This is a genomic window from Rhizobium sp. 05L429, assembly GCF_056397645.1.
The window spans coordinates 129,816-142,072 of sequence record NZ_JBFTNV010000003.1; the positions used below are offsets into that span (position 1 = coordinate 129,816).

A 12,257-nucleotide genomic window follows, 5' to 3' on the forward strand; every position below is an offset into this window, starting at 1 on the left:
GGTCTATTGAGCCGGGGCGCGCATCCGCCCCGGCCATTCGTCTGAGGAGAAGATGATGCGGGCAATTCTGGCGATCGACCAAGGCACTACCAATTCGAAGGCAGTTCTGGTTTCCGAAAGAGGAGACGTCCTTGCCAGAGGCTCGGCCGCTGTCGGCATCTCCTATCCGCAGCCGGGTTGGGTCGAACAGGATCCACGCCGGATATTTGCCTCCGTTTGCGAAGCGATCGAGGCCTGCCTGAAAAACGCCTCCGGCGTCGCCGTCGAGGCGGTGGCGGTGTCCAACCAGCGCGAATCCGTCACTGTCTGGGATGCCGAGACCGGCGAAGCGCTAGGCCCAGTGCTGAGCTGGCAATGCCGCCGCACCGCGCCGGACTGCGAGCGCCTCATCGCCGAAGGGCATCTGGATCGTGTGGAGACACTGACCGGCCTCCCTCTCGACCCGATGTTTCCCGGATCGAAATTCCGTTGGCTGCTCGATCGCGTGCCAGCCGGCCGCCGCGTGCGCCTCGGCACGATCGACAGCTGGCTCATTCATTGCCTGACCGGCGGCAGCCGCCACGTCTGCGATGCCTCCAATGCCGCCCGAAGCCAGTTGTTCGACCTCAATGGCCAGATCTGGAGCGAGGAACTCGGCCAAATCTTCGGCGTCGATATCGGCCTGCTGCCCGAAGTGCTCGACAGCTCCGCCGATTTCGGCACGACGCGTGGCCTTCCCGGTATTCCCGATGGCACGCCGATCCGGTCGGCCATCGGCGACAGCCATGCAGCACTCTTCGGTCATGGCGCCTTCAAGCCGGGCGACGGCAAGGTGACTTTCGGAACCGGCTCCTCCGTCATGACGACATTACCGCGCTTCATCGCGCCGCAAAACGGCATCACCACGACGGTCGCCTGGCGGATCGCTGGCATGCCGACCTTCGCCTTCGAGGGCAACATTCTCGTTTCAGCCGCAAGCCTCCCCTGGATGGCGGACATTCTGGGCCTTGCCGATGTCGCAGCCGTCGTCGACCTTGCGGCGACCGCCGAGCCGGGCGGACCGGGATTCGTGCCTGCCTTCGTCGGCCTCGGCGCGCCCTACTGGAACTCCGACGCCCGCGCACTTTTCTCGCAAATCAACTTTTCTACGACGCGCGCCCAGATGGCCCGCTCGGTGACTGATTCGATCGCCTGCCAGGTGCATGACGTGATCGCCGCCATGCGCGCCCAGAGCGGCGGTCAACTCGGCGCCCTTTACGTCGATGGCGGCCCGAGCCAGAACCGCTTCCTGATGCAATGCGTATCCAATCTCATCGAACACGCCGTCATACAATGTCAAGCGCCGGAGGCTTCCGCCCTCGGTGCAGCTTATTTGGCCGGGCTTTCGCTCGGACTGTGGAGCGATCTCGACGTGATCGGGGCCTTGCCCCGAAGCACTAAGGTGATCCTCCCCGAAGAGATCGATCGCATCGGCCTTCTCAATACATGGAATGATGCGCTGGCCCGCTCGACGTCGCGACCGACACCGGCTAAGTGTGAATAATAATTCAAGCCGGTATAGCCCATGTCCCGCCTCAACGAACTCCGCCTGATTTCCAGGGTCGCCCAGATGTACCACATCGAAGGGCGGCGGCAGGCGGAGATCGCACAGCATTTGCGACTATCCCAGGCGACGGTCTCGCGAATGCTGAAGAGGGCGGAGGCCGAGGACATCGTTCGCACCAGCGTCATCCCGCCGGTCGGCACCTATAGCGAGCTCGAGGGCGCGCTGCGACAAAAGTTCGGCCTTCCTGAAGCAATTGTCGTCGAGTGCAGCGAGGACCGGGACGGCGCCGTCATGGCCCGGATCGGTGAAGCGGCAGCCCATCTTCTGGAGATCACACTTTCGCCTGGCGAGATCGTCGGGGTGTCGAGTTGGAGCCAGACGATCTTCAAGATGGTCGAAAACATCCATCCGCAAAAGAGCGCCCAGGTAAAATACGTTGTCCAGACCCTCGGGGGCATGGGCGACCCTTCCGTGCAGACGCACGCCACGCAGCTCACCACCCGTCTCGCTCGGCTGACCGGGGCCGAACCCAAGCTGCTTCCCGTCCAGGGCGTGACGACATCGAGGGAAGCCAAGCTCCTGATGCAGTCAGATCCCTTCGTTCGTGAGACCATGGATCTGTTCGGCAGCATCACGCTCGCCATCGTTGGCATCGGCGCGGTGGAACCGTCCGAATTGCTTGCCCGCTCCGGCAACATCTTTTCGTCGCGGGAACTCGCCGATCTTGCCGAGGCCGGCGCCGTCGGCGACATTTCGCTGCGTTTCTTCGACAAGGACGGCAAACCGGTGAAGACACCGCTGGATGAGAGGGTCATCGGCCTTCCGCTTGAGGACCTTGCACGGGTGGATCGGGTCATCGCGCTGGCCGGCGGCTCGAAGAAGACGGCAGCGATCTCAGGTGCCCTGCGTGTTGGCGTCATAGACATGCTGGTAACGGACAAGTTTACCGCTCAACGATTGATCGACGTATAGTGTCAAATGAAGGTCGCTTCAAATAGCTCACGCGCATAGTCGTCATGCGTTTTTCCGTCCTGCACATCCCGTTTCGAGAGCTCGTCGACGAACCGGCCATCCTTCATGATCAGTACGCGATCGCACATGTGGGCAATCACCGCCAGATCGTGACTGACAAGCACGTAGGTCAACCCCATCTCGTCGCGCTGGTCCGCCAGCAGGTTGAGGATTTCCGCCTGTATCGACACATCGAGCGCCGAAGTCGGCTCGTCGAGAAGCAGGATCGGCGGGGACAGGATCAGCGCTCTGGCGATTGCGACACGCTGGCGCTGACCGCCGGAAAGTTCGTGGGGGAAACGGCTTGCAAATGCGGCCGGCAGGCCGACCTGCCGCAGAGAACGCTCCACCGTTTGCCAGATCTCTTGTCTGCCCATCGCCCGCAAAGGTTCGGCAAGTGCCGTGCCGATCCGGTGGCGCGGATGCAGGGAGCCGTAAGGGTCCTGAAACACCATCTGAGCGCATTTCAGATCATCCAGACTTCTCGACTTGCCGACAGCCCGGCCTTCCAGCGTAATTTCCCCTGACCAGCCTTTTTCCATGCCTGACAGGCATCGCAACACAGTCGACTTGCCACAGCCGGATTCGCCGACGATGCCCAGCGTTTCCCCACGAGCGACGCTGAAGCTGATGTCCTTGACGACATGGTTTTGCTGTTTACCGGACAGGAATGTGACGTTGAGGTCGCGGACTTCGATCATCATGCGTTCTCCACGTCGATCTTCGAGCGGTCGAGCACCGCAAGCCGCCGAACGGGATGCCGCGGATCGGGCATCGCGGCGATCAGCCCCTTCGTATAGGGATGGTTTGCATCTTCCAGCCGCGTCAGCGTCTCGACGATGCGCCCGGAATACATGACGATGATCCGCTCACAGAAGGCGGAGACCATCCGGATATCGTGACTGATCAACAGCAAGCCGGAATCATTCTCCCGCACAAGTTCATCCAGGAGCGTCAGCACATCCTTGCGCACGCTGACATCCAGCGCTGAAGTCGGCTCGTCGGCGATGACGAGCTTCGGCCTCGCCAGAAGCATCATCGCAATCATGACACGCTGACCCATGCCGCCGGATATCTGATGCGGATATTGTGCCATCACGCGCTCGGCGTCCCTGATGCGAACGCGCTCAAGCATTGCCTTGGCTGCAGCGGTCGCCGCTCCGCCACGCAGGTTGAGATGCAGACGGGCCGCTTCGGCGATCTGCTTGCCAACAGTGAGCACTGGATTGAGGGAATAGCGCGGGTCTTGCATAATCAGCGCAATATCCTTGCCGCGTATCTTTCCCATCTGTTTCTCAGACAGAGACAGAAGCGGACTGCCGTCGAGGTCGAGACGCTTTGCCGAGACGGTAGCGCCTGCCGACAGAAGCCGCATGATCGCTCGGCCGGTCGTCGATTTTCCCGAGCCGGACTCGCCGACGATGCCGACGCGCTCGCGCCCGACGTCGAAGCTGACACGGGAGACCGCAGGCACGGCGTTCTTGCCGAAGCTGACATTGAGGTCTTCGATGGAGAGTACCGGCTTCATATCAGGACCTGGCATGGCGGGGATCCAGAATGTCGCGAAGCGTGTCGCCTACGACGTTGAAGGCAAGACTGGTGATGAGAATGGCGACGCCTGGCATGACGGCAACCCACCAATAGTCGAGCATGAACTTGCGACCGCTCGAGATCATCGCGCCCCACTCGGGCGCCGGCGGCTGCGCGCCCAATCCGAGGAAACCAAGCGAGGCGGCCGTCAGAATGATGCCTGCCATGTTCAAGGTCAGGCGTACGATCACCGACGGAATGCACATGGGCGCGATATAGACGAACAGGATGCGCAACGGCGAGGCGCCATAAAGGCGAGCTGCGGCAACATAGTCGGCATTCCTGACGACCAGCGCCTCGGCGCGCGCCAGGCGGGCGATAGGCGGCCATGCCGTGAGCGAAATGGCGATGATCGCCGTCGTCAATCCAGCCCCGAGTGCTGCGGCAAATGCCAGCGCCAGGATCAGCGAGGGAAAGGACAAGACGATATCCGTTGCCCGCATCAAAAGCGCATCCGTCCGACCGCCGAAGAAACCGGCGACGACACCGATCAAAAGACCGATCGGGCCAACGATCAGGGAGATAGAAAACACGGTCTGGACTGTAATCCGCGTTCCGTAGATCAGGCGGCTTAGAATATCCCGGCCGAACTCGTCGGTGCCCGCCCAATGAGCAGCACTCGGCGGCTGCAGCGCGTCGGACAGGACCTGGATGTTGGGATCATAGGGCGCAAGCAAAGGCGCAAGGATCGCGACCACGCAGAGGATCGCCAGAATGACGAAGCCGGCAAGGCCGAGTGGTTCCTGCCCCAGCCTTGAAACGATCCGTATCGTCGAGCCTGAGATCCGTGCAGGCAGGCTCGGTGGGCGCGCAGCGAGGTTGGTTTGGATTGCATCGCTCATTGTGCAGCCTCCCGCGTTCGCGGATCGAATATCGCATAGGCGATGTCCGCCAGGAAATTGAGGAACATGAAGATGAAGCCGATGATGATCGTGGCGGCAACGACGGCGTTCATGTCGCCGATCATCAGTGCGTTCGTCATGTATTGGCCGATACCCGGCCAGGAAAAGACGATCTCCGTCACGACGGCGCCTTCCAGAAGTCCGCCATAGGAAATCGCCAGGATGGTGATCAACTGGACGGCGATGTTCGGCAGGACATGACCGATGACGGTACGGGCTGGACCGACACCCTTTGCACGCGCGGCAATCACGTAATCCTGGCTCAATTGTTCCAGGGTGAAGCTGCGGGTCATGCGGGTGATATAAGCCATCGCGGCATAGGCGAGGATCACCGCCGGCAGGATGATATGCCCAAGCGCATTCCAGAAGATCTCCGTCTCTCCCTGCAATAGGCTATCAACGAGCAGCAGCCCTGTCTGCGGCGTCACCATGCCCTCGTAGAAGACATCGACACGACCGGGACCTCCAACCCAGTTCAGCCCGGCATAGAAGATCACCAGGCCGACAATGCCGAACCAGAAAACCGGGATCGAATGGCCGACAAGCGCCACGATCCGGGCGATCTTGTCAATGAAGCTGTCGCGAAAGAGCGCAGCCGTCAGGCCAAGCGGAACGCCGACGAAGGTCGAGATCAGGATCGCCAGGGTGGCGAGCTCGAAGGTCGCGGGAAATGCCTGGGCAAGATCCGAAGAGACCGGATTGCCCGTCAGCACGGCCGTCCCGAAATCGCCATGCGCAAGACCATTCAGATAGATAAAAAACTGCTGATAGATCGGCAGATCCAGACCAAGCTTCTGGCGCATGGCGGCATAGGCTGTGGGGTCTGCCAGTTCGCCGACGATCGCTCCAACCGGATCGGCGGGAAGAATGCGGCCGATCACGAAGGTAACGCATAGCAGGATGAACAGGCTGACGGCCAGGTGTCCCACCCGGCGCGCCAGTTCCTTGATAGAGAGTTCCTTCATGATCGGCGACCCTACTTAATCGGTCTCGGCTTTCGTGACGCCCTCAAGGCGCGTCGTCTGGTTCGGATGGCCAACATAGCCCTGAACCTTGCCACTCAGCACGATGGGCTCGAAGCGCTCGAACATCGGCAGGACGGCCGGCTTCTGATCCACGAACATCTTCTGCATCTCGACGTAGAGTTCGCCACGTTTCTTCGGATCTGTCTCAAGCGAGGCTTTCGCCGTCAGCGCCGTCAATTCGGGAATGTCCCATGCCGAACGCCAGACGAAATTGCCGGCATTGTTTGCCTCGAGAGAATTGTCGGGATTGGAGGCGAACTGCTCCATCGCCCCGAGCACGTTCGGCATGTAGGCACCAGTCTGGGGAATGAGCAGATCGAAATTCCGCGCGCGGTGGGCCGCGATGATGTCGGATCCATTGCCCTGCTGGATGTCGACCTTGATGCCGATCTGACCGAGTGAAGCCTGGATTGCAGTGGCAAGATCGATGCGGGGCGTCTGCGCGATAGTCTTCAGACTGACCGTAAAGCCGTCCTTGAAACCGGCTTCGGCAAGAAGCGCCTTCGCCTTGGCGACGTCAAGGTGCCAGTCCGGGCTTGGAATTGCATATTCAAAGTTTTCCGGGACGGGCACAGTGCGCGCACGCCCGTAAGGACCCATGATGGTCTTCTCGATCCCCTTGTAGTCGATACCGTAGGCGATCGCTTCGCGCACCTTCGGGTTGGACAGGTATTTGTTACCAGCATTCATCGACAGCACGTAGAAGCCGCCTGTGGGCACACGCTGGATCTCGAAGCCCTTCTTGTTGTCGAAGGTGGCAAGATCGGAGGCGGTCAGCGCGCTTGCTATGTCAATGTCGCCGCGCTCCAGCATCAGGCGCTCCACCTGGCTTTCGGGCACATGGCGAACGATGACGCGGCGCATCTTCGGCGCACCCGCAACATAGTCCTTGTTGGCGTCGAGAATGACAAGTTCATTGGGCGCCCAGCGGTTCAGCGTAAACGGTCCGGAGCCTGCCGAATGGGTTCTCAGCCAAGCATTGCCATAGTCGTCGCTGACGACATGCTTCTGGACCTCAACGCTGTCGACGACGCTCGCAATGACCATGGCGAGACGGTAAAGCAGAAGCTCCGACGTCACCTGACCCGAAAGATCGACGCGCACCGTCTTGTCGTCGACGGCTTTGACCAGTTGATCGATATTGTCCTTCGTATAGCCGACGCGCTTCAGGTTGGCGGCTGCGGCCTGATCGAGCTTCAGCAAACGCCCGAGCGAATAAACGACGTCCTTGGACGTCACCGGATTTCCGGAGGCGAAGGTCGCTTCGCGCAGCTTGAACGTGATCCCCTTGTCATCGACCTGCCAGCTTTCGGCAAGCTGCGGCACGATCTTGCCGTCAGGAGTCGAGGCAACCAAGCGATCGTAGAGGTTCGACATGATTTCATTGGCTTTGGCTTCAGTCGCCTGCTGTGGATCAAGCGAAAGAACCTGAGCGAGCGAGGTGCCGACCACCAGCTGATCGGCGGGCGTCGCCGCCCGAAGTGCCGGTGCCGCCAAAGTCAGCGCGCAGAATGCGACGCCGACAAACAGGCTTCTGGAAAAATGCTTCATTGCAACTCCTCCCTGAGTTACTATACAAGACATAATATGTCGTCCGTATGTCGTATTATGACTTTTCAAAGAAGTTTGCAAGTGCCGTACGGGCGGGGGATGGAGAAAATGGGGAACCACGAAATGGTGGTGGGTACGCGTGGCAGACAGCGGTTGGCGCAGCAGGTCATCGACCAGCTGCGCATGCAGATCGAAACGGGAAAGCTTCGCGAGGGAGATCAGCTTCCAACCGAACCTCAGCTTGAGGCAGCCTTCGGCGTGAGCCGCACTGTCGTGCGGGAGGCGATCGCCGACCTGCGCGCTGCCGGATTCGTCCGGCCCGTTCAAGGCAAGGGCGTCTTCGTATCCGATCCCAAGGCGCATGGCGGGCTGACCCTGACGCCGGTTGAGGTCAAGAGCATTCCGGAAACATTGGAATTGCTCGAGTTTCGCATGGCAGTCGAAGGAGAAGCTGCCGCTATTGCAGCCTATCGCAGAACAGCGGAACAGGAGGCGGCAATTCGGGTCGCCAACCGGAAAATGGCCCAGCTCATCGAAAGCGGGGAGCCCACGGTCGAGGCCGATTATGAATTCCATAGCGCAATCGCCAACGCCTCGAACAACCGGTTTTATATCGACGCCCTGCGTCATTTCGGGCCGCGCGCGATCCCGCGCGGCCAATTCCCGACCTTGCCTGAAGCCAATGACCGCGCCTATCTTGAAAGAGTTCATGCAGAGCATGGTGAGATCCTGGCGGCTATCGCTGAGCAGGATCCGGATCGCGCGAGGCAGGCCATGCGCGCGCATATGATGGCGAGCCAGCGACGATACCGGATGCTCGCAGAGCAGCAATGAGGCTCGACAAACTTCGAAATTCATATTATGTCATATGACGTCATTTGAATGAGCGAGAGGTTAATCGTGTATTTGGGAACCCAGGTCGCCGCGCGGGACGACGATGATTTTCGCGTTTTTGCCCAGCTGGGCGTGAAGCATATTTCGGCGGATCCACCGGGTGCGCCGTCGAGCTGGACGCTGGAAGATCTCGAACGTCATCGCGATCATGTCGAAAGCTTCGGTCTCGTTCTGGACATGATCCAGCTCCCCCTGCCCTCCAAGCCGATCGAAAACGCGTCCTATCCCGACATTCTGCTCGCCGGCCCGGAACGCGACCGCCAGATCGATGCCGTCTGCCGGATGATCGAGAACTGCGCAAAGGCCGGGATTCCGGCTACGAAATACAATCTCAACCTCATCGGCATTCCGCGTACGGACCTTGAAAAAGGCCGTGGTGGTTCTCTGAACGAGGCCTTTCGTTGGGACAAGACCGATCAGCAGGCAGCGCCCGGTCTTGCAGGCGTCCTGTCAGAGGACGAGAACTGGGAGCGCATCGACTATTTCCTGGAGCGCGTAGTTCCCGTCGCTGAAAGCAACAAAGTGCGCCTCGCCTGCCATCCGCACGATCCCTATACGCCGCCGGGCTATCGCGGCGTCACCCGCGTGCTCGGCACCGTCGACGGACTGAAGAAATTCGTGCAGATGCGCGAAAGCGCCTATCATGGCCTGAATTTCTGCCAGGGCTCGATCGGCGAGATGCTCGACAATCCGCGTGAGGAAATCGACGACATCATCCGCTGGTTCGGTACGCGCGAAAAGATCTTCAACGTGCACTTCCGCAACATCAGCGGCGGCAAACTCTCCTTCATGGAAACCTTCCCCGACGAGGGCGACATGGACATGGTGCGTTCGCTGAAGGTCTACCGGGAGGTCGGCTACAAATACATGGTCATGCCGGACCACGTACCGCGAATCAGCGGCCGCGACGCGACGGGCGTCGCCTTCAGCTTCTGCTACGGTTACATCGCGGCGGTGCTCGAGGCGATGGAAGCCGGTCATATGTGAGCGACACGCTCACCTTCAATCAGCAATTATTCAAGGAATTCAACATGGATCCCAACGCCATCAAGAAAGCCGTGGGCAACGGCCTCCTCTCCTTTCCGGTGACGCATTTCGACAGCGAGAACAAGTTCAACGAAGCCGCATACCGCGACCATGTGAACTGGCTTGCCAGTTATGATGCCAGCGCGCTTTTTGCCGCCGGCGGGACGGGCGAATTTTTCTCCCTCAATCCGGCAGAAATCCCCACCGTCATACGCGCCGCCAAGGCCGCCGCCGGCAAAACGCCGATCATCTCCGGAACGGGCTATGGCACGTCGCTTGCCATCGACATCGCACGCGCTGCTGAAAAGGCCGGCGCCGATGGCCTGCTCCTGCTTCCGCCCTATCTGATGTTTGCCGAGCAAGCCGGACTCGTCGCCCATGTGAAGGCCATTTGCCAATCCGTCGGGATCGGTGTGATCGTTTATAACAGGGACAACGCGATCCTGTCGGCCGACAGCATCGCGCAACTCTGCGACGACTGCCCCAATCTCATCGGCTTCAAGGATGGCGTCGGCGACGTCGACCGTGTCATCGAGATCACCACCAAGATCGGCGACCGGCTCGTCTATGTCGGCGGCATGCCGACCCATGAAGTCTACGCGCAGGCCTATTTCGCCGCCGGCGTCACTACCTATTCCTCGGCGGTCTTCAACTTCGTGCCGGCTCTTTCGCAACGTTTCTACAAGGCGCTCAGGGCAGGAGACCAGAAGACCGTCGATCAGATTCTCAAGGACTTCTTCTTCCCCTTCGTTGCGCTGCGCAATCGGAAGAAGGGCTATGCGGTTTCGATCATCAAGGCTGGACTGAAAGTCATCGGCCGCGATCCGGGCACCGTGCGGGCACCGCTCACGGACCTTTCGGCCGAGGAGCTTTCCGTTCTGCGGTCGATTGTCGAGGCCAACGATCCGACGAGACTGGCCGCGGAGTAAGCCCGCGGCGGCGTTGGGCTGGCTGGCCGGTGTCCAGTCAGCGCCACCGTCGCGCCGCCGCGACAATCGGCGTCACCGCCGCTCTCATGCTCTCGGGCGTCGTGCCGGTGACGATAACCCCGAGCAGCGGCGCCGCGATACCCGCGGCCCTCAGTCTCTGCATATCATCGGGCACAAACTTCTTCTGGCTTGGCGCGATGACCGGAATGCCCGCCTTGTCAGTGATGGTCCGGTAGCGGGCGAGATCGGTTTCGTCGAGCGGCTTTCCGTAGTCGGCAAAGGAAGCGACGGAGGCTTCCATCATCGCGCCGGGAATGTCGAGAATTCTCTGCAAATCCTCGTCCGTACTCGCCTCTCCAAGAGCCGGAATGGGCCGTAGCCTTGATTGCAGCAGATGCGGCTGCATGTCGGTGAAATAGATGTTGAAGCCTTCAAATCCGAGATCGGCGAGCACATCCAGCTCTTGCGGGCTCGGAACCGTTTCCTGCCCGACCATCACCAGAAGCGGAACGCCAAGCGTCGCGAGCCTTTCCAGGAAGGGTCGCTCTTCGCCAAAGCTGCCGAAGGTCGTGCCGGTGGCGCGATGATAGGCGTTGAGATGGATCTTGATCGCAAACGCACCCGCTCCGATGGCCGCCGTCGCAAGGTCGAGATCGTGACGGGCAAGCGAGACGATGACCGGGAATTCGCCCTCGCGCAGCGCCCTGGTAAGTCTGGTTTCCGGATAGGTCGGCATGAGAAACCTCAGTTTAGACGCAAGCCGCCGTCGGCGGCGAAGAGGTGGATATTGGAAAGCTCCGGACGAACGTGGATCGTCGCGCCGGAGGAGAGCGACACGCGCTCGCGGAAGACGCCGGTGACCTGGGCCTCGCCGAGTTTCATCGTCACCTGGGTTTCCGATCCCATGGGCTCGACCAGAACGATCTGCGCCGGCACGCCGCCGTCGTCGAGTGCGAAATGCTCCGGCCGGATGCCGTAGACCGCCTTGCGGTCGTTCAAGTCATGCGCCACCTGCGGCAGCGGCAATACGATGCCGGGTGCCGCAAACCCTTTTTCGGTGATTGTGCCGCTGAGGAAATTCATCGCCGGCGAGCCGATGAAACCGGCCACGAACTGATTGGCCGGCCGGTCGTAGAGGTCGAGTGGCGCGCCGATCTGCTCCACCCTGCCGGCGTTCAGCACGACGATCCTGTCAGCCATGGTCATGGCTTCGACCTGGTCATGGGTGACATAGATGGTCGTCGTCTTGAGCCTCTGATGCAGGCTCTTGATTTCGCCGCGCATGACGACGCGCAACTTGGCGTCGAGGTTCGACAACGGCTCGTCGAAGAGGAAGACCTGCGGATTGCGAACGATCGCCCGCCCCATGGCGACGCGCTGGCGCTGGCCGCCGGAGAGCTGGCGCGGATAACGATCGAGCAGGTGAGACAGGCCGAGGATGTCGGCTGCCCATGTCACCCGCTCAGCGATCTGCACCTTGCTGGTACCGCGATGCTCCAGCGAGAAGCCCATATTGGTGGCGACCGTCATATGCGGATAGAGCGCGTAGTTCTGGAAGACCATGGCGATGTCGCGATCCTTCGGATCGAGATCATTGACCACCCGTCCGCCAATCCTGATATCCCCGCCGGTAATCGTCTCGAGCCCGGCAATCATCCTGAGTAGAGTGGACTTGCCGCAACCCGATGGCCCGACCAGCACGACGAATTCGCCGTCGCGGATGCCGAGGTCGGCGCCATGAATGATGTCGAGCGCACCATAACTCTTGCGGACACGGGAAAGGGTAACGTCAGCCATGGGGGAA

General features: G+C 60.7%; 12 protein-coding genes. 5 read left to right on the plus strand and 7 right to left on the minus strand.

The genetic code is table 11. The features are described from left to right. Positions 1 to 55: 55 nt before the first annotated feature. Complete coding sequence (locus AC1DNW_RS03905) at positions 56 to 1,522, plus strand: FGGY family carbohydrate kinase (protein WP_477852116.1); 1,467 nt, start codon at positions 56 to 58, stop codon at positions 1,520 to 1,522. A 21-nt stretch (positions 1,523 to 1,543) separates the two neighbouring features. After that, positions 1,544 to 2,497, plus strand: a complete 954-nt coding sequence (locus tag AC1DNW_RS03910; protein WP_113308946.1) for a sugar-binding transcriptional regulator — start codon at positions 1,544 to 1,546, stop codon at positions 2,495 to 2,497. Positions 2,498 to 2,499: 2 nt separating this feature from the next. Here the strand turns inward: AC1DNW_RS03910 and AC1DNW_RS03915 are convergent, their stop codons facing one another. From AC1DNW_RS03915 to AC1DNW_RS03935, 5 genes are read right to left on the minus strand one after another with little or no spacing between them, the layout of a single operon-like run. Then, positions 2,500 to 3,237 (minus strand): ABC transporter ATP-binding protein, encoded by a 738-nt coding sequence (locus tag AC1DNW_RS03915; protein WP_113298828.1) that lies wholly within the window; start codon positions 3,235 to 3,237, stop codon positions 2,500 to 2,502. Continuing rightward, positions 3,237 to 4,079 carry an ABC transporter ATP-binding protein gene (locus AC1DNW_RS03920; protein WP_113308945.1) on the minus strand — a complete coding sequence of 281 codons (843 nt, stop codon included), beginning with the start codon at positions 4,077 to 4,079 and terminating at the stop codon, positions 3,237 to 3,239. The genes AC1DNW_RS03915 and AC1DNW_RS03920 overlap by 1 nt, the downstream gene beginning before the upstream one ends. Then, the gene (locus AC1DNW_RS03925) at positions 4,066 to 4,968 is read right to left on the minus strand and encodes an ABC transporter permease (RefSeq protein ID WP_113308944.1); all 903 of its coding nucleotides are present in this window, start codon (positions 4,966 to 4,968) and stop codon (positions 4,066 to 4,068) included. Before AC1DNW_RS03925 ends, AC1DNW_RS03920 begins: the two co-directional genes overlap by 14 nt. After that, positions 4,965 to 5,993, minus strand: coding sequence for an ABC transporter permease (locus tag AC1DNW_RS03930; RefSeq protein WP_113508059.1), 1,029 nt, complete (start codon positions 5,991 to 5,993; stop codon positions 4,965 to 4,967). Before AC1DNW_RS03930 ends, AC1DNW_RS03925 begins: the two co-directional genes overlap by 4 nt. A 15-nt stretch (positions 5,994 to 6,008) precedes the next feature. Then, entirely contained in the window at positions 6,009 to 7,604 is a 1,596-nt protein-coding gene (locus tag AC1DNW_RS03935) for an ABC transporter substrate-binding protein (protein ID WP_477851972.1), read from the minus strand. Positions 7,605 to 7,727: 123 nt separating this feature from the next. On the opposite strand from AC1DNW_RS03935, the gene AC1DNW_RS03940 reads away from it, so the two are divergent. The 3 genes from AC1DNW_RS03940 to kdgD all read left to right on the plus strand — a co-directional run bounded on the left by AC1DNW_RS03940 (position 7,728) and on the right by kdgD (position 10,453). Further along, complete coding sequence (locus AC1DNW_RS03940) at positions 7,728 to 8,438, plus strand: FadR/GntR family transcriptional regulator (RefSeq protein ID WP_113298787.1); 711 nt, start codon at positions 7,728 to 7,730, stop codon at positions 8,436 to 8,438. 66 nt (positions 8,439 to 8,504) lie between these two features. Further along, positions 8,505 to 9,485: a mannonate dehydratase gene (locus tag AC1DNW_RS03945; RefSeq protein ID WP_113308941.1), complete on the plus strand. Its 981-nt coding sequence runs from the start codon at positions 8,505 to 8,507 to the stop codon at positions 9,483 to 9,485. A gap of 44 nt (positions 9,486 to 9,529) precedes the next feature. Next, on the plus strand, positions 9,530 to 10,453 hold the full coding sequence (kdgD, locus tag AC1DNW_RS03950; protein WP_477852117.1) for a 5-dehydro-4-deoxyglucarate dehydratase: 924 nt from the start codon (positions 9,530 to 9,532) through the stop codon (positions 10,451 to 10,453). 37 nt (positions 10,454 to 10,490) lie between these two features. Here kdgD and AC1DNW_RS03955 read toward each other — a convergent pair whose 3' ends face one another. Both AC1DNW_RS03955 and AC1DNW_RS03960 read right to left on the minus strand, forming a co-directional pair. Continuing rightward, entirely contained in the window at positions 10,491 to 11,189 is a 699-nt protein-coding gene (locus AC1DNW_RS03955; RefSeq protein ID WP_477851974.1) for a hypothetical protein, read from the minus strand. Between the two features lie 8 nt (positions 11,190 to 11,197). Further along, positions 11,198 to 12,250, minus strand: coding sequence for a sn-glycerol-3-phosphate ABC transporter ATP-binding protein UgpC (locus tag AC1DNW_RS03960; RefSeq protein ID WP_115037621.1), 1,053 nt, complete (start codon positions 12,248 to 12,250; stop codon positions 11,198 to 11,200). Between the last annotated feature and the right edge of the window lie 7 nt (positions 12,251 to 12,257).